Annotated in this window: 16 protein-coding genes; 11 read left to right on the forward strand and 5 right to left on the reverse strand. The window is 71.8% G+C overall.

Annotated elements, in window-relative coordinates; genetic code table 11:
• The first annotated feature begins 10 nt into the window (after positions 1–10).
• The 4 genes from L1857_RS26740 to L1857_RS26755 all read left to right on the forward strand — a co-directional run bounded on the left by L1857_RS26740 (position 11) and on the right by L1857_RS26755 (position 5194).
• Positions 11–1492 carry a N5-glutamine methyltransferase family protein gene (locus L1857_RS26740; protein ID WP_162831659.1) on the forward strand — a complete coding sequence of 494 codons (1482 nt, stop codon included), beginning with the start codon at positions 11–13 and terminating at the stop codon, positions 1490–1492.
• Positions 1489–1914, forward strand: coding sequence for a D-aminoacyl-tRNA deacylase (gene dtd / locus L1857_RS26745; RefSeq protein ID WP_094009033.1), 426 nt, complete (start codon positions 1489–1491; stop codon positions 1912–1914). The genes L1857_RS26740 and dtd overlap by 4 nt, the downstream gene beginning before the upstream one ends.
• Positions 1915–2157: 243 nt before the next feature.
• Complete coding sequence (locus L1857_RS26750) at positions 2158–3183, forward strand: sigma-70 family RNA polymerase sigma factor (protein ID WP_094009034.1); 1026 nt, start codon at positions 2158–2160, stop codon at positions 3181–3183.
• A 349-nt stretch (positions 3184–3532) separates the two neighbouring features.
• Positions 3533–5194: a fumarate hydratase gene (locus L1857_RS26755; protein WP_094009035.1), complete on the forward strand. Its 1662-nt coding sequence runs from the start codon at positions 3533–3535 to the stop codon at positions 5192–5194.
• Positions 5195–5239: 45 nt separating this feature from the next.
• On the opposite strand, the gene L1857_RS26760 is transcribed toward L1857_RS26755, so the two are convergent.
• Positions 5240–5677 (reverse strand): SRPBCC family protein, encoded by a 438-nt coding sequence (locus tag L1857_RS26760; protein WP_094009036.1) that lies wholly within the window; start codon positions 5675–5677, stop codon positions 5240–5242.
• Positions 5678–5694: 17 nt separating this feature from the next.
• On the reverse strand, positions 5695–6201 hold the full coding sequence (locus tag L1857_RS26765; RefSeq protein WP_233157545.1) for a hypothetical protein: 507 nt from the start codon (positions 6199–6201) through the stop codon (positions 5695–5697).
• Between the two features lie 133 nt (positions 6202–6334).
• Between L1857_RS26765 and L1857_RS26770 the strand changes: the two genes are divergently transcribed.
• From L1857_RS26770 to L1857_RS26785, 4 genes are all read left to right on the forward strand, one after another.
• Positions 6335–6754 (forward strand): YciI family protein, encoded by a 420-nt coding sequence (locus L1857_RS26770; protein ID WP_116109879.1) that lies wholly within the window; start codon positions 6335–6337, stop codon positions 6752–6754.
• 1 nt (position 6755) lies between these two features.
• Positions 6756–7991, forward strand: coding sequence for an RNA polymerase sigma factor (locus tag L1857_RS26775; protein ID WP_094009039.1), 1236 nt, complete (start codon positions 6756–6758; stop codon positions 7989–7991).
• A 90-nt stretch (positions 7992–8081) separates the two neighbouring features.
• Positions 8082–9299: an APC family permease gene (locus L1857_RS26780; protein ID WP_283258035.1), complete on the forward strand. Its 1218-nt coding sequence runs from the start codon at positions 8082–8084 to the stop codon at positions 9297–9299.
• Positions 9300–9331: 32 nt separating this feature from the next.
• Complete coding sequence (locus L1857_RS26785; protein ID WP_116109882.1) at positions 9332–9745, forward strand: DUF805 domain-containing protein; 414 nt, start codon at positions 9332–9334, stop codon at positions 9743–9745.
• On the opposite strand, the gene L1857_RS26790 is transcribed toward L1857_RS26785, so the two are convergent.
• Positions 9699–10805 (reverse strand): NAD(P)H-dependent flavin oxidoreductase, encoded by a 1107-nt coding sequence (locus L1857_RS26790; protein ID WP_249466626.1) that lies wholly within the window; start codon positions 10803–10805, stop codon positions 9699–9701. The two genes, L1857_RS26785 and L1857_RS26790, sit on opposite strands and share 47 nt — an antisense overlap.
• A gap of 11 nt (positions 10806–10816) precedes the next feature.
• A complete protein-coding gene (locus L1857_RS26795; protein WP_205413186.1) occupies positions 10817–12433 on the reverse strand; it encodes an acyl-CoA synthetase in 1617 nt (538 codons plus the stop codon).
• Between the two features lie 58 nt (positions 12434–12491).
• Between L1857_RS26795 and L1857_RS26800 the strand changes: the two genes are divergently transcribed.
• Positions 12492–13280: a crotonase/enoyl-CoA hydratase family protein gene (locus tag L1857_RS26800; protein ID WP_116109885.1), complete on the forward strand. Its 789-nt coding sequence runs from the start codon at positions 12492–12494 to the stop codon at positions 13278–13280.
• Between the two features lie 675 nt (positions 13281–13955).
• Here the strand turns inward: L1857_RS26800 and L1857_RS26805 are convergent.
• Positions 13956–15509, reverse strand: coding sequence for an acyl-CoA synthetase (locus L1857_RS26805; protein ID WP_116109886.1), 1554 nt, complete (start codon positions 15507–15509; stop codon positions 13956–13958).
• Positions 15510–15599: 90 nt separating this feature from the next.
• On the opposite strand from L1857_RS26805, the gene L1857_RS26810 reads away from it, so the two are divergent.
• Positions 15600–16556 (forward strand): Zn-ribbon domain-containing OB-fold protein, encoded by a 957-nt coding sequence (locus L1857_RS26810; protein ID WP_116109887.1) that lies wholly within the window; start codon positions 15600–15602, stop codon positions 16554–16556.
• Between the two features lie 12 nt (positions 16557–16568).
• A complete protein-coding gene (locus L1857_RS26815) occupies positions 16569–17618 on the forward strand; it encodes a thiolase domain-containing protein (protein ID WP_116109888.1) in 1050 nt (349 codons plus the stop codon).

Genomic DNA, 17618 nt, shown 5'->3' on the forward strand with positions numbered 1-17618 from the left:
ATCACCCACCGTGAGCATTCCGCGGTTCTCCGACGATTTCCTGGCCCGGCTGCGCGAGGCGTTCCGGCGGACCGGCTACGACGCCGACGGCGTGGTCGGCGCGCTCGGCGGGACCGCGCACGCGGCGCTGGGCCGCGGTGAGCCCGAACTCGCCTTCCGCGCCACCGCGGACGCCGGTGAGCTCGGCACGCTCATCCGCCTGTTCCTGCTGGGCTCGGCCGAGCCGGAGGCGGCGGTGCGGGCGGCCCTGGCGCCGCTCGCGCTGGACGACGCGCTCGCGGCCGGTCTCGTGCGCGGACGGGAGCTGCTGCGCGCGGGCCTGGACGTGCGGCCGCACGGGGACGAGCAGGGTTCCTGGTGGGTGGTGTCGGACCTGGACTCCGACGTGCTCGGCGCCGAGGTGCCGCCGGACCACGTGCTCGGCGTCGGCCACGCGTCGCTGAGCCTGATCCGCGCCACCACCCGCCGCCCGGTGGGCAGCCTGCTGGACCTGGGCACCGGCAACGGGGTGCAGGCGCTGCACGCGACCCGGCACGCCCGGCGGGTCACCGCCACCGACGTGTCGGAGCGGGCGCTGGCGCTGGCGGACGCGACGTTCCGGCTGAACGAGCTGGACGTGGAACTGGTGCGGGGCGAGTGGTTCGCGCCGGTCGCGCGCCGCCGGTTCGACCAGATCGTGTGCAATCCGCCGTTCGTGGTGGGACCGCCGCGCATCGACTACACCTACCGCGACTCCGGGCTGGGCGGCGACGACGCGAGCGCGCTGGTGATCCGCCAGCTGCCCGGGTTCCTGACCGAGGGCGGCACCGGGCAGCTGCTCGCCTCCTGGTTGCACGTCGACGGCGAGGACTGGGCCGACCGGGTGAGCCGGTGGCTGCCGGGCGGCACGGACGCGTGGTTCGTGCAACGCGACGTAGCCGACCCGGGGCTGTACGTGGGCACCTGGTTGCGTGACGCGGGCATCGATCCGCGCTCCGAGCGCGGCCGGGCCAAGGCCGCCGGCTGGCTGGATTGGTTCGCGGAGAACAAGGTCCGGGGCGTCGGGTTCGGGTTCGTCACGCTGCGCCGGACCGACGCGGCGCACCCGACGGTGGTGTGCGAGGACCTGCGGCAGGCCTACGACGATCCGCTGGGCCCGGAGGCCGGCGCCTGGCTGGACCGCGTGAGCTGGCTGCGCGAGCACGGCCACGACCTGCTCGGCGCGCGCTTCCGGGTGCCGCCGACGGTGCTGCTGGAGCGGGTTTCCGCGCCCGGCGACGAGGGCTGGGACACCACCGTGCTGCGGCTGCACCGCTCCGACGGGCCCGGCTGGCAGCACGAGGTCGACGAGACGGTCGCCGCGCTGCTGGCCGGCTGCCGGGGCGCGCTGCCGCTGTCGGACCTGCTGTCGCTGCTCGCCGCCGGGCACGGCCTGGACGCCGACGCGCTGACCGAGGCCGCGTTGCCGCTGGTGCGCGAGCTGGTCCGCCACGGGTTCCTGGAGGCGGTGTGAGGGCGGTCGCGGCGCGGGTGACCGAGGCGAGCGTCACAGTCGGGGGTGAGGTCGTCGGCGCGATCGAGGAGCCGGGGCTGCTGGTGCTGCTGGGCGTCCACGTTTCGGACACCGAAGACAAAGCGGTCACCATGGCACGCAAGCTGCACGAGCTCCGGATCCTGCGCGACGAGGAGTCCTGCGCCACTTCCGGGGCCCCGCTGCTGGTGGTGAGCCAATTCACGCTCTACGGCGACACCCGCAAGGGGCGCCGTCCATCGTGGACGCAGGCGGCCCGCCCGGACGCCGCGCTGGCGTTGTTCGACCGCGTCGTGGCGGAGCTGCGCGAGCGCGGAGCCCGTGTGGCCACGGGGAAATTCGGCGCCATGATGGCGGTGCACAGCGCCAACGACGGGCCCTTCACGGTGCTCGTAGAGGTCTGAACCACTGCCCCGCCGGGCGGGTCTCTCAGCAAAACCTCAGCTTTGGTGGAGCAACCCGGTCCGGTACCGCCCCGTCTGGAAGTCGAGGAGGCGGGAACGTTTTGGCAACGGCCGGCGTTGGAACCATTGTCCAGCCGACGAGCTGGGCGCGCGGGGGTGGAGTACTCCACAGGATTCACCCACGCGGCGCAGGAGCCGGTGTGACGCACCGAACGTGTCCGCCCGTGACCGGGGAGGCAGAACATGTCAGTACAGACTCTCGAGCGTCCGACTCGTGAGGTCCCCGAGCCCGAATTCGAGCCCGTCGAGTCCAGCGTACGCCCTTCGCCGAACCTCGACGCGGATCTCGACGCCCAGGGCCCGGCCGCGGACCTCGTGCGGGTCTACCTCAACGGGATCGGCAAGACCGCGCTGCTGTCCGCCGCCGACGAGGTCGAGCTCGCCAAGCGCATCGAGGCGGGGGTGTTCGCGCAGCACATGCTCGACACCGCGCCGAAGCTGAGCCCGCAGCGCCGCAAGGAGCTGGAGGCGCTCGTGCGCGACGGCCACAAGGCCAAGAACCACCTGCTGGAGGCCAACCTCCGGCTGGTCGTGTCGCTGGCCAAGCGCTACACCGGACGGGGGATGCCGCTGCTCGACCTGATCCAGGAGGGGAACCTGGGTCTGATCCGCGCGGTGGAGAAGTTCGACTACTCCAAGGGGTTCAAGTTCTCGACCTACGCGACGTGGTGGATCCGCCAGGCCATCACCCGCGGCATGGCCGACCAGGGCCGCACCATCCGGCTGCCCGTGCACCTCGTCGAGCAGGTCAACAAGCTGGCCCGCATCAAGCGCGACCTGCACCAGCAGCTCGGCCGTGAGGCCACCAACGAGGAGCTGGCCGCCGAGTCCGGCATCGCGGTGGAGAAGGTCGCCGACCTGCTCGACCACGCCCGCGACCCGGTGAGCCTGGACATGCCGGTCGGCACCGACGAGGACGCCCCGCTGGGCGACTTCATCGAGGACTCCGAAGCCACCGACGCCGAGAGCGCGGTCATCTCGGGCCTGCTGCAGGACGACCTGCGCCGGGTCCTGGCCACGCTCGACGAGCGGGAGCAGCAGGTCATCCGGATGCGCTACGGCCTCGACGACGGCCAGCCGCGCACCCTCGACCAGATCGGCAAGCACTTCGGGCTGTCCCGCGAGCGGGTCCGCCAGATCGAGCGCGAGGTCATGTCGAAGCTGCGCCAGGGCGAGCGGGCCGAGCGGCTGCGCGCCTACGCCAGCTGACCCGTCCAGGGCAACCGACAGGGCCACTCCGCCTACGCGGGGTGGCCCTGTTTGCCTTCCACGACAACCCGATCGGCCGTGTTGACGTATGACGTAGGTCACGTCACCGTGGAAGCAACGTCTGGTGAGTTCTTCACGTCCTACGGACGGTGAACTTCGCGGCGGGCGCCCTGTGCTCCCGGCCGCTTTCCCCGGAAGGTCGGGTCCGTCGGGGTGGGCCCGGCCTTCCGACTTTTCCGGGGTGGTTCGCGCCACGCGATCGCCGGCGAGGTCCGCGCCACACCTCAGCGTGGGTGAGCACGCGCAGGCGGTAACGTCAAGGGCCCGAATTGCCTGCGAGGGAGCCCGAGTGACCACCACCACCTTCCAGTACACCGACGTGCTGCCGCTGGGTCCGGACCACGAGACCGAGTACCGGCTCGTGACGGCCGAGGGCGTCCGGGTCGTCGAGGCCGCCGGACGGAAGTTCCTGGAAGTCGACCCCGAAGCGCTGACCAAGCTCGCCCGGACCGCCATCACCGACATCCAGCACCTGCTGCGCTCGTCGCACCTGGCGCAGCTGCGCGCGATCGTCGACGACCCCGAGGCCAGCGGCAACGACCGCTTCGTGGCGATGGACCTGCTGCGCAACGCCGCCATCTCGGCCGGCGGGGTGCTGCCGATGTGCCAGGACACCGGCACCGCGATCGTCATCGGCAAGCGCAGCCAGGGCGTGCTCACCGGCGGCAACGACGAGCAGGCCCTCGCGCGCGGCATCTTCGACGCCTACCAGGAGCTGAACCTGCGCTACTCGCAGATGGCGCCGGTCACCTTCTGGGAGGAGAAGAACACCGGGACCAACCTGCCGGCCCAGATCGAGCTGTTCCACAAGGACGGGACCGGGGATCCGAGCTACGAGTTCCTGTTCATGGCCAAGGGCGGCGGCTCGGCCAACAAGACGTTCCTCTACCAGGAGACCAAGGCCGTCCTGAATCCGAAGCGGCTGGCGAAGTTCCTGGACGAGAAGCTGCGCAGCCTCGGCACCGCGGCCTGCCCGCCCTACCACCTGGCGATCGTGGTCGGCGGCATGTCGGCCGAGTACAACCTCAAGGTCGCCAAGCTCGCCTCCGCGCGCTACCTGGACAACCTGCCGCGCGAGGGCTCCCCGCTCGGCCACGGCTTCCGGGACACCGACCTGGAGCAGCAGGTCCTGGAGATGACCCGGCAGTTCGGCATCGGCGCCCAGTTCGGCGGCAAGTACTTCTGCCACGACGTGCGCGTCATCCGCCTGCCGCGGCACGGCGCGTCCTGCCCGGTCGGCATCGCGGTGTCCTGCTCGGCGGACCGCCAGGCCAAGGCGAAGATCACCGCCGACGGCGTGTTCATCGAGCAGCTGGAGCGCGACCCGGCCCGCTTCCTCCCGGACGTGACCACCGACGACCTGTCCGACGAGGTGGTCCAGGTCGACCTGAACCGCCCGATGGACGAGATCCGCGCGCAGCTGTCCTCGCTGCCGGTGAAGACCCGCTTGTCGCTGACCGGCCCGCTGGTGGTGGCCCGCGACATCGCGCACGCCAAGATCGCCGAGCGCCTCGAAGCCGGTGAGGAGATGCCGCAGTACCTGCGCGACCACCCGGTCTACTACGCCGGCCCGGCCAAGACCCCGGACGGCTACGCGTCCGGCTCGTTCGGGCCGACGACCGCGGGCCGGATGGACTCCTACGTCGCCCAGTTCCAGGCGGCAGGCGGGTCGATGGTCATGCTCGCCAAGGGCAACCGGTCCAAGCAGGTGACCGCGTCCTGCCGGCAGCACGGCGGCTTCTACCTGGGCTCGATCGGTGGCCCGGCGGCGCGGCTGGCGCAGGACTGCATCAAGAAGGTCGAGGTCCTGGAGTACCCCGAGCTGGGCATGGAAGCCGTGTGGAAGATCGAGGTCGAGGACTTCCCGGCGTTCATCGTCATCGACGACAAGGGCAACGACTTCTTCGCCGAGACCTCGGAACCGGTGCTGCAGATCAGCTTCCGCTCCTGACCGGCTGACGGGAACGGGCGCCACCCGCGGGTGGCGCCCGTTCCTTCACGCCTGGAACAGGTTCACCAGCCGGTCCAGCGTCTTGTCGATGGCCTGCTTGTTCTTGCGCGGGAAGAAGCTCAGGTCGATCAACAGCGGGATCCGCGCGGTGGACCAGTCGAAGGTCTCGGTGACCTCGGTCGAGCCGTCCTCGAGGGGCGTGAGCTGCCAGCGCCAGCGGTGCCCGTTGAAGTGCCGCCAGGCGATCAGCCGGTTCTCGTCGTACTCGACGACCGTGTTGAGGATCTTGTACGGCGCGCCCATCTTCATGTCCATGCCGAAGCGGGAGCCGAGCGTCAGGCGTTCCGGCCCGCTGCTCTGCGCGGCCAGCACCGTGCCGGACCCGTCGATCAGCGGGTGCTTCGACGGGTCCGTGAGCAGCTCGAAGATCTTCTCCGGCGGAGCCGCGACGATCCGCGTGGCGGAGACCTGGCGTTTCTTCATGCCCGGGATACTACCGGTCAGTAACCTCGTTTGGCGCTCGTCAGCACCACGGTCCGCTCGTTCAGGGGTTCGGACAGGGTCGCCGATACCACCGGGTAGCGCATGTCCATGGTGCACATCTGGCCCGCCAGGTTGCTCTTGTTCTCCACCAGGGTGACCACGACCTGCCGCGCGTCCTGGGCGGTCACCTCGGCCGCGGCGCGCCCGCACCCGCCTTCCTCGGCTCGGACGAACAGCTGCCTGCCGTCGGCGCTGACGTACACCTCGCGCGGGAAGTCCGAGGGCAGCGCCGAGGAGTCGACGCGGGTGGCCGGCACCTGGGCGGTGTCCGCGGGCGGCTGCATCTGCCGCGGGCCGCCGGGCATCACCGGGGGCAGGTCGGTGGTCGGGATGGGCGCGACGACCGAGGGCTCGCCGGTGGGCTGACCGCCGGAGCCGGGCTGGACGGATTCGGGTCGCTCACCGCAGGCCGTGGCCGCCAGCAGGACGAGGCCCAGCCCGCACATCGTTGCTTTCCACCTCATGCTCCCTGGACGGTACGGGCCCGCCGGCGGGTTGCACGAAAAATCTCCGGGGCCGTGTCGATCGAATCGTTCCCCGTTCGACCCATGGGGTGAGAGGGTCCGAGAGGGACCCGGACATCGAGGGAGAAACACCGTGAAGTTCATGCTGATCTGGCGGGCCACCGACGAGGCGTTCGCGAACCTGGGCGACTTCGACTTCGACCAGATGATCGAGATGACCGGACGCTACAACCAGGAGCTGATCCGCGCGGGCGTGCTGGTCGCCGCCGAAGGGCTGGACGACGCGAACGACGGCGTGGTGGTCGACTTCTCGTCCGAGCCGCCCGTGGTCACCGACGGCCCGTACGGCGAGACGAAGGAGCTGTTCGGCGGGTTCTACATCCTCAACGTGGCCTCCAAGGAGGAGGCGGTCGAGTGGGCCAAGCGGTCGCCGATCAAGGGCAAGGGCTTCAAGACCGAGATCCGCCGCGTCACCACCATCGACGAGTTCCCGCAGGACAACGAGTGGATCCAGAAGGAGCGGGCGTGGCGCGAGGCGACCAGCCAGCTCTGAGATGACCGAACGGGAAGCGATCGCCGCGGTCTGGCGGATCGAGTCGGCGCGGATCGTCGGTGCGCTCGCGCGCTACACCGGCGATTTCGCGCTGGCCGAGGACCTCGCGCAGGAGGCGCTGGCCGAGGCGCTGGTGACCTGGCCGCGTGAGGGGGTGCCGCGCAACCCGGCGGGGTGGCTGCTCACGGTGGGCAGGCGGCGGGCCGTCGACGCGTTCCGCCGCCGCTCCGCGCTCGACTCGAAGTACGCCGTCCTCGCAGCCGACCTGCGCGAGGACGGCGGCGAGGTCGAGTGGGACCCGGACCAGATCGACGACGACGTGCTCGCGCTGATGTTCATCTCGTGCCACCCGGTGTTGTCGCGGGAGGCCAGGGTCGCGTTGACGCTGCGCGTGGTGGGCGGTCTGACCAGCGACGAGATCGCGCGGGCGTTCCTCGTGCCGACGGCGACCGTGCAGGCGCGGATCACGCGCGCGAAGAAGACGCTCGCCGCGGCGCGGGTGCCGTTCGAGGTGCCCGCGCCGGACGAGCGGGCCAAGCGGCTCGGCTCGGTGCTGAACGTGATCTACGTGATCTTCACCGAGGGGTCGTCGGCCAGCTCGGGCGGCGACCTGATCCGGTTCGACCTCGCGGGTGAGGCCCAGCGCCTCGCCCGGGTGGTGTCGCGCCTGATGCCGGACGAGCCGGAGGTGCACGGGCTGCTGGCGTTGCTGGAGCTGACGGCGGCCCGGTTCCCGGCGCGGACCGGGCCGGACGGCGAGCCGGTGCTGCTGGAGGACCAGGACCGGCGGCGCTGGGACCGCTCGGCGATCCGGCGGGGCCGGGCGGCGCTGGCGCGGGCGGAGGCGGCCGGGCGGGGGCTGGGCGCGTACGGCCTGCAGGCCGCGATCGCCGAGTGCCACGCCGTGGCGCCGTCGGTGGCGGAGACGGACTGGGCGCGGGTGGTGCTGCTGTACGAGGCCCTCGGGCGGCTCGCGCCGTCGCCGGTGGTGGAGCTGAACCGGGCGGTGGCGGTGTCGATGGCGCAGGGTCCGGTGGCGGCGCTGCCGCTCGTGGACTCCCTGGCGGCCGGCGGCACGTTCGAGAAGTCCCACTTGCTGCCCACCGTGCGCGGGGAACTGCTGGTCCGGCTCGGCCGGACCGGTGAGGCCCGGGCCGAACTGGAGCGGGCGATCCAGCTGTGCGGGAACGACCGGGAACGCGCGGTGCTGCGGCGCAAACTGGACGCTCTCGGTTGAGCCCGCGTCGCCGAACGAACGGCCGCCGAACATCCCGTAACGGATCACCACCACGGCCGGGCCACCGGCTACGGTCTCCCCGTGACAGGACTGACGCGCCGGCTCGGGACCGGGGACGCGGTGGTGATCGGCCTCGGGTCGATGATCGGGGCCGGGGTGTTCGCCGCCTTCGCGCCCGCCGCCCGCGCCGCGGGGGCCGGCCTGCTGGCCGGGCTGGCGCTGGCGGCCGTGGTCGCCTACTGCAACGCCACCTCCTCGGCCCGGCTGGCCGCCCGGTATCCGGAGTCCGGCGGCACCTACGTCTACGGCCGCGAGCGGCTCGGCCCGTTCTGGGGCTACCTCGCCGGGTGGGGGTTCGTCGTCGGCAAGACCGCGAGCTGCGCGGCGATGGCGCTGACCGTCGCCGCCTACACCGCGCCCGGCGCGGGCCGGTTCACGCAGTCGCTCGTCGCCGCGGCCGCCGTGCTCGCGCTGACCGCCCTCAACTACCGGGGCGTCCAGCGCTCGGTGACCGTCACCAAGGTCATCGTCACCGTCACGCTCGTCGTCCTCACCGCCGCGGTCGTCGCGCTCGCCACGGCCGGCGCGCCCGTCCCCGGCGGCCTCACGCCCGCGATCGACGCCGGTGGCGTCCTGCAGTCGGCCGGGCTGCTGTTCTTCGCCTTCGCCGGGTACGCGCGCGTCGCCACCCTCGGCGAGGAGGTGCGCGACCCCGCGCGCACCATCCCCCGCGCCATCCCGATCGCACTCGGGATCACCCTCGTCGTCTACGCGGTCGTCGCCGTTTTCCTGCTGCGGCAACTGGGCCCGGACGGACTGGCGTCCACTTCGGACCCGATCGCCACCGCGATCACCGGCACGTCCTGGCCGGCGCTCACCCCGGTCGTGCGGGCGGCCGCGGCACTCGCCGCGCTCGGCGCGCTGCTCGCGCTGGTGCTCGGCGTGTCCCGGACGACGTTCGCCATGGCCCGCGACGGTCACCTGCCCGCTCCCCTGGCCGCCGTGCACCCGCGGTTCGCCGTGCCGCACCGCGCGGAGGTCGCGGTCGGTGTCGTCGTCGCCGCCCTGGTGCTGGTGACCGACCTGCGCGGCGCGATCGGGTTCTCCTCGTTCGCGGTGCTGACCTACTACGCCATCGCGAACGCGAGCGCGTGGACGCTCGGCACCCGGCGCGTGGTGCCGGTGGTGGGCCTGATCGGGTGCGTGGTGCTCGCGTTCAGCCTGCCGCTCGCGTCGGTGATCAGCGGTGCCGCGGTGCTGGCCGTGGGCGCCGTGGCGTGGGTGGCAACTTCCGGCCGACGCCGTTGAGGACGCCTCCTCCGGCGCGGACGATTCCGGGCATGACGCTGGAGATGGCACGGACGCGGCCCACCTTCGCCGCGGTGATCGGTGAGGCCCTCCGGAAGTCGTTCGTGGGCACCGGCCGGATGTCGCGGCGCGACTTCTGGTTGTTCGTGCTGTTCTGGTTCCTCGTCAGCTGGGGTCCGCTGCTGACCGCGACCGCGATCGGACAGGAGTGGGTGGGGACCGTCGGGGTGGTCGCCGGCATCGTCCTGATGTTCCCGCTGATCTCCGCGGGGATCCGCCGGCTGCACGACACCGGCCGCTCCGGCGCGTGGTGCCTGCTGCTGCCGACCTTCGCGTCCTTCGTCGTGCTGATCCTGTGGACCGAGGCCGCTCAGCCCCACGCGAACCAGCACGGCCCGGTCACCGGGTCTTGTCGAGCCGGTCGAGCGTCTCGGAGTAGCCGCTGACCAGGTCGGCGATGATCTCGGCCACCGGGCGCACCCGGTCGATCCGGCCGATGATCTGCCCGGCCGGCATCGACACCACCGTCGGGTCGTTCGCCGCGTGGATGCGGTTGTGCGCCTTGCTGACCAGCAGGTTCTGCAGCGGCATCGGCAGCGGCTCGGGCGCGTCCGCGGCCGACCAGGCCTGCGTCCACCGCGTCTTGAGCAGCCGCGCGGGCTTGCCGGTGTAGATGCGCGTCCGCACGGTGTCCGACGACGTGGCCCCGACCAGCGCGCTCTGCATCGCGGTCGAGTCCGGCATCGTCTGCAGGTACTCCTCCGTCGCGAGCCAGATCGAGCCGGTCCACGCGCCGGACGCGCCCAGCGCCAGCGCGGCCGCGACCTGCCTGCCCGAGCCGATGCCGCCCGCGGCCAGCACCGGCGCCCGGTCGCCCACCGCGTCGACGATCTCCGGCAGCAGCACCATCGACGCGATCTCGCCGGTGTGCCCGCCGGCCTCGTAGCCCTGCGCCACCACGAAGTCCACGCCGTTGTCGACGTGCCGCACCGCGTGCTCGGCCTTGCCCGCGAGCGCGGCGACCGGCACGCCGTGCTCGTGGGCCTGCTCGATCACGTCGACCGGCGGGGAGCCGAGCGCGTTGGCGATCAGCTTGATCGGGTGCTTGAGCGCGACCTCGACGTGCGAGCGGGCCACCGAGTGCAGCCAGCCGAGCACACCGGCGCGTTCCGCGGTGTCCTCCGGCAGCTCCGGCACACCCAGCTCGCGCAGGGTCCGCTCGACGAACGCGCGGTGCTCCTCCGGGATCAGCTTCTCGAGGTCGACCGCGGCGCCCTCGGCGGGCACCTTCGCGGGCATGACGATGTCGACCCCGTAGGGCTTGCCGTCGGTGTTGGCGTCCATCCAGTCCAGCACCCGGTCGAGTTCCCCGGCGTCGTTGAACCGCACGCAGCCGAGCACGCCGAGCCCGCCGGCCTTGCTGATCGCGGCGGCCACGTGCTCCGACGGGGTGAACCCGATGATCGGGTACCGGATGCCGAACGTCTCGCACAGCGCGGTGCGCATCAAGTGTCTCCTCAGGCCTTCTGGATCTCGGCGGGCGGGTTCGCGGCGGCGTGCCGCTGCGCCCACGGGTAGTCGGGTTTGCCGCTGGGCAGGCGGCCGATCTCGTCGACGACCCACACGCTGCGCGGCACCTTGTAGCCGGCGATCCGGGTGCGCACGTGGGCCTCGACGTCGGCCAGGTCGAGGCTGCCGCCGGGCCGGGCCTGCACGATCGCCGCGACCCGCTGGCCGAGCCGGTCGTCCGGCACGCCGATGACGAGCGCGTCGAACACGTCCGGATGCGATTTCAGGGCGCCCTCGACCTCTTCCGGGAACACCTTCTCGCCGCCGGTGTTCACGCACTGCGAACCGCGGCCGAGGAGGGTGACGGTGCCGTCCCCCTCGTAGCGGGCGTAGTCGCCGGGCACGACGTAGCGCTTGCCGTCGATCTCCACGAAGATCGTCTCGGTCTTGGCCGGGTCCTTGTAGTAGCCCAGCGGCACGTGCCCGCGCCGGGCGATCCGGCCGACCGCGCCGGGTGCGCGCTCCACCAGGTGGTTGTCGTCGTCGATGAGGATGGCGTCCTTGCCGAAGTTCACCCGCGGGCCCGCGGAGTGGTCGGCGTCCTTGGCCACCATGCCGATGCCGGTGAACCCGCTCTCCGACGAGCCGATCGCGTCGGTGAGCACCAGGTTCGGGAACGTGCGCAGGTACTCCTGCTTGACCGACTGCGAGAACAGCGCCGCGTGGCTGGACACCGCCACCAGCGAGGACGCGTCGTACCCGCCCTGGTGGTAGGCCTCGATCAGCGGGCGCGCCATGGCGTCGCCGACGATCGTCAGCACCTGCACCCGGTGCCGGGCGACCTCGGTCCAGATCTCGTGCGGGTCGAACTGCGGCACGAACACGACGGTGCCGCCGCTGAACATCGCGCCGAACGCGGCCCACTGGGCGGCGCCGTGGATGAGCGGGGCGGCGGGCAGCCGGACCATCGCGCCCTGCTTGCCCTGCTCGGACATCGTCCACTCGTCCGGCACGTACTCGCCGGTGATGAAGTCGATGCCGCCGCCCAGGGCGCGCCAGACGTCCTCGTGGCGCCACATCACGCCCTTCGGGTACCCGGTGGTGCCGCCGGTGTAGAGGATGTAGAGGTCGTCGGAGCTGCGCTCGCCGAAGTCGCGGTCGGGCGACTGGGCGGCCAGCGCCGACTCGTAGTCGACCCCGCCGTAGCCCGAGCAGTCCGCTCCGCTGCCGTCGTCGACCACTAGGACGTGTTTCAGTTTCGGGGTCGACGGGAGCACCGCGGCGACCCGGTCGGCGTACTGCCGCTCGTGCACCAGCGCGACGAGGTCGGCGTTGGTGAACAGGTACTCCAGTTCGGCGTTGACGTAGCGGTAGTTGACGTTGATCGCGATGGCGCGCAGCTTGTACGCGGCGAACATCGCCTCGATCATCTCGACGGAGTTCCGGGAGTAAACGCCGATGTGGGAGCCGGGACCGACCCCCTGGGCGGCGAGGTGGTGCGCCAGCCGGTTGGCCCTGTCCTCCAGCTGGGCGTAGGTGACGTGCCGTTCGCCGCAGATGACCGCGGGGCGATCCGGCACGGCGTCGACGGCGTGCTCGAGCAGATCCGCGATGTTGTAAGCCACGCAGTCAAAGTAGAACATGTTATCGTTTTGGGCAATGGCGCCGGATGGAGAGGTACTCATGGAACAGCCGCACGCCCTGGTGGAACAACGCGCGCACACGCTCGTGGTGACGATGAACCGGCCGGAAGTCCGCAACGCGATCAGCGGCGAGATGATGGCGATCCTGGTCGAAGCCTGGGACCGGGTGGACAACGACCCGGAAATCCGGTGCTGCGTGCTCACCGGAGCGGGCGGGGCGTTCTGCGCGGGCGCGGACCTGAAGTCGATGAACCGCAACTCCCCCGCCGACTCCTACGAGCGCGGCACGTTCGACCCGGGCCGCATCGAGGGCCTGCTGAAGGGGCGGCGGCTGACGAAACCGCTGATCGCGGCCGTGGAGGGCCCGGCGATCGCGGGTGGCACGGAGATCCTGCAGGCCACCGACATCCGCGTGGCCGGGGAGAGCGCGCGGTTCGGGGTGTCGGAGGCGCGGTGGGGGCTGTTCCCGATGGGCGGTTCGGCGGTGCGGCTGCCGCGGCAGATCCCGTACACGCTGGCCGCGGAGATCCTGCTGACCGGGCGGCACCTGACCGCGGCCGAGGCGAAGGAGATGGGGCTGATCGGCAGCGTCGTGCCGGACGGTCAGGCGCTGGAGCGGGCGCTGGAGCTGGCGGACCTGATCGCGGCCAACGGACCGCTCGCGGTGCAGGCGATCCTCCGCACGATCCGCGACACCGAGGGGATGCCCGAGGAGGAGGCCTTCAAGCTGGAGGCGCAGTACGGGCTGAAGGTCTTCCAGTCGGCCGACGCGAAGGAGGGGCCGCGCGCGTTCACGGAGAAGCGCAAGCCCCGGTTCGAGGGCCGCTGAAACTGTCGGTGGTGGCCGCTGGCTCGGGGCGATGGACGACGACTTGCCGGCGGGGCAGTGCGCGTACTGCACGCCGCCGCCGGCGGGAGTGCTGCCCCGGGGCTGGCGCACCACGGGCGGACCGGCCTACCACAACGACGCCCGGCGCGAGTGGCTGGTCAAGGGCCAGGACTCGTGCAGCGCAGGGGCGCCGACGTGGTGCCGGTCCGCTGGGCCGGCGTGGGCCCGGAGAAGCTGCAGCCGTGCGGGCACTGCTGGCTGCGTCTGCGCGGGAAGGCCGAGGCGCCGGCCAGGCCCGGCCCGGTCCAGGACGGCGAGCAGTGGGTGCCCGGCACGCTGACCTGGGAGAAGCACCCCCCGCGGCAACGGGATGTGGTGGGCGTCGGTGCGGTTCTCCCGTGCCGGAGACCTGGTGACGGAGGAGCGCAGTCAGCGCGCGGTGCGCCCACACCCGGCCTGAACCGAGGGCGCGGCGGGGTGGTACCGAGGGGCGGTCTCCTCCGGCAGGCTCGCCCGACCGGCAGGCTCGTCTGGCGGGCTGGCTCGCCCGGCTGGCTGTGGCATCACCTGCGGGGCCTGGTCGTGCCACCGGACTGGTGCTCACCGCGTGCGCCGTCCGTGGTCAGTGGCGTTCCGTGCTCGAAGTGATCGTGCCGGCGCCTCCCGGCAACGCGATCAGATCTTCCGGTCCGTCCAATAGGGATCCCGCAGCTTCCGCTTGTACAGCTTGCCGTTGGGGTCCCGCGGCAGCTCCTCGGCGAAGTCGACGCTGCGCGGCCACTTGAACTTCGCCAGGCGGCCGCGCACCCACTCCAGCAGCTCCGCCGCCAGCTCGGGTCCCGGCGAGACCCCCGGCGCGGGCTGCACGACCGCCTTGATCTCCTCGCCCCAGTCCTCGTGCGGGATGCCGAACACCGCGACGTCCGCGACCTTCGGGTGCATCACCAGCTCGTTCTCGATCTCCGCCGGGTAGATGTTCACCCCGCCGGAGATGATCATGTCGTTCTTGCGGTCGTGCAGGAACAGGTAGCCGTCCTCGTCGAGGTACCCCACGTCGCCGAGGGTGAACAGGTCCCCCACCCGCGCCTTGCGCGTCTTCTCGGCGTCCTTGTGGTACTCGAACGTCGACGAACCCATCCGCATGTAGACCGTGCCGGGCTGACCCGCGGGCAGCTCGTTGCCGTCGTCGTCCAGGATCTTGATCACCGAACCCGGCCACGGCATCCCGACCGAACCGGGCTTGCGCAGCCACTCCTCGCCGGTGATCATCGTGCCGCCGCCCTCCGTCGCGGCGTAGTAGTCGGTCACCACCGGGCCCCACCACTCCAGCATCCGCCGCTTCACCTCCGGCGGGCACGGCGCGGCGCCGTGGATCATGTTCCGCAGCGACGACAGGTCGTAACGCGACCGCACCTCCTCCGGCAGCGCCAGCAGCCGCCGGAACTGCGTCGGCACCATGTGGCTGTGCGTGACGCGGTACCGCTCGATCAGCCGCAGCATCTCCTCCGGATCCCACCGGTCCATCAGCACGACCGTGTGCCCCAGCTGGATCGAGATGGACGCGAAGTTCAGCACCGCCGTGTGGTAGAGCGGCGACCCGCACAGGTGGACGTGGTCGTCGAACGGCTTCAGCCCGAAGATACCGAAGAACCACGTGGACGCCGCCGGCACGCTGTCCGGATCGGCCCCGCTCAACGGCCGCCGCACGCCCTTGGGCCGTCCCGTCGTGCCGGAGGTGTAGAGCATCGGCGACCCCGCCGTGCGCACCTCCGGGCGGCCGCTGCCCCCGGCGCCCAGCTCGGCCACGTCGCGGAACCCGTCGATCCGGCCCACCGCGAACCGCGCCGAAGCGGGCACCCCGGCTTCGTCCGCGGCCGCGATCGCCACCTCGGCGAACCGCTCGTGCGCGAGGAAGGCCTTCGCCCCCGAATCGGACAGGATGTAGGCCACCTCGGGCCCGACCAGGTGCCAGTTGACCATCACCACGTACAGCCCGGTCTGCAGCGCGGCGAAGTAGGCGGCGAGCAGCTCGTCGCTGTTGGGCTGCAGCACCACCACGACGTCGCCGGTCTCCAGGCCCAGCTCGCGCAGACCGCGCGCGTAGGCGTTGGCCTTGTCCGCGAGGGCGCCGTAGCCGACCTCGCTGCCGTCGGGGTTCACGATCGCCGTCCGGTCCGGCTGCCCGGCCGCGATGTGCCACAGGCCGATCGTCTCCAGTGCGGTGGTCATACCCCCGAATCTAGAACTTGTTCCACTTACCGCGCAAGCTCCCGGCGGAGCGTCTTGCCGGGAGATCGAGAACGTGTTTCACTTCGATTCGTGAGTACACCGCTGTCCGCGCCGCTGGATCTCGCCTTCGACTACACCCGCTCCCTCGGGCCCGTGCTCGGCCGGTTCGCCGCCGGTCTGCGCGAGCGCCGCATCGAGGGCGTGCGCGGCTCGGACGGCCGCGTGCACGTGCCGCCGGTGGAGTACGACCCGGTCACCGCCGCGGCGCTCACCGAGTTCGTGCCCGTGTCCGACGAGGGCACGGTGCTGTCCTGGTCGTGGATTCCCGAGCCCCTGGACGGTCAGCCGCTGACCACGCCGTTCGCGTGGGCGCTGATCCGGCTGGACGGCGCCGACACCGCGATGCTGCACGCCGTGCACGTGGCCGGCCCCGCCGACATGCACACGGGCATGCGGGTGCGCGTGCGCTGGGCCGACGAACCCGCCGGTCACATCCGCGACATCGCCTACTTCCGGCCCGTCGGCGCCGGCGACGGGCCCTCGCCCGCGCCGCCGCCGAAGTCCGGACAGGACGGGGTGATGGTCACGCCGATCCAGCTGCACTACCAGCATTCGGCCTCCCCGGAGGAGAGCCGCTACCTGCGAGGTCTCGCCGAGGGCAAGCTGATCGGGCAGCGCTGCCCCGCGTGCGCGAAGGTCTACATCCCGCCGCGCGGCGCCTGCCCCACCGACGGTGTGCCCACAGTGGACGAAGTGGAGCTGCCGGACACCGGGATCGTCACCACCTTCTGCATCGTCAACGTGCCCTTCCTCGGCCAGCGCATCGAGCCGCCCTACGTCGCGGCCTACATCCTGCTCGACGGCGCCGACATCGCGTTCCTGCACCTCGTCCTCGGCTGCGACGCCGCCGAGGTCCGGATGGGCATGCGGGTGCGCGCGGCGTGGAAACCGCGCGACGAGTGGTGGACGAGCCTGGAGAACATCAGCCACTTCGAGCCGACCGGCGAGCCGGACGCGCCCTACGAGTCCTTCGCCCACAACCTGTAGAGGGGAACTGCCATGCGAGACGTCGCGGTGGTCGGGTTCGCCCAGGCCCCGAACGTGCGCTCCACGCCGGGCACCACGAACGGCGTGGAAATGCTCGTGCCCATCTTCGCCGAGGTCTACCAGCAGACCGGACTGTCCAAGAAGGACATCGGGTTCTGGTGCTCCGGCTCGTCGGACTACCTGGCCGGACGGGCGTTTTCGTTCATCTCCGCCATCGACGCGATCGGCGCGTTCCCGCCGATCCACGAGTCGCACGTCGAGATGGACGCCGCCTGGGCGCTGTACGAGGCCTGGCTGAAGATCCGCACCGGCGAGGTCGACACCGCGCTGGTGTACGGCTTCGGCAAGTCCTCGGCCGGGCAGCTGCGCCGGGTGCTGGCGCTGCAGCTCGACCCGTACACGGTCGCGCCGCTGTGGCCGGACTCGGTGAGCATCGCCGGCCTGCAGGCCCGGCTCGGGCTGGACGCCGGGCTGTGGAGCGAGAAGGACCTGGCCGAGGTCGCCGCCCGCAGCCGCGCCGACGCCACCCGCAACCCGCGCGCCCAGTTCTCCGGCGCGAGCGAGGTCGCCGACCTGCTGGACGCGCCCTACGTGGCGGATCCGTTGCGGGCACACGACATCGCGCCGGTCACCGACGGCGCCGCGGTGATCGTCCTGGCCGCGGCCGACCGGGCGCACGAGTTCGCCGAGCAGCCCGCGGTCATCACCGGCATCGAGCACCGCGTGGACACGCCCGTGCTCGGCGCCCGCGACCTGACGCGCTCACCGTCGACGGAGGCGGCCGGGCGCGCGGTCGGCACCGGGGACGTGGAGGTCGCCGAGCTGCACGCGCCGTTCACGCACCAGGAGCTGATCCTGCGGACGGCGCTCGGGCTCGGCGACGACGTCCGTGTCAACCCCTCGGGCGGCGTGCTCACCGGCAACCCGATGTTCTCGGCCGGGCTGGCGCGCATCGGCGAGGCCGCCACCCGGATCCTCACCGGCCAGGCCTCGAAGGTGCTCGCGCACGCCACCAGCGGCCCGGCCCTGCAGCAGAACCTCGTCGCGGTCCTGGAGGCGTGA

Origin of the sequence: Amycolatopsis thermalba, assembly GCF_023376025.1 — a bacterium.
Classification (GTDB): Bacteria; Actinomycetota; Actinomycetes; order Mycobacteriales; family Pseudonocardiaceae; genus Amycolatopsis_E; species Amycolatopsis_E thermalba.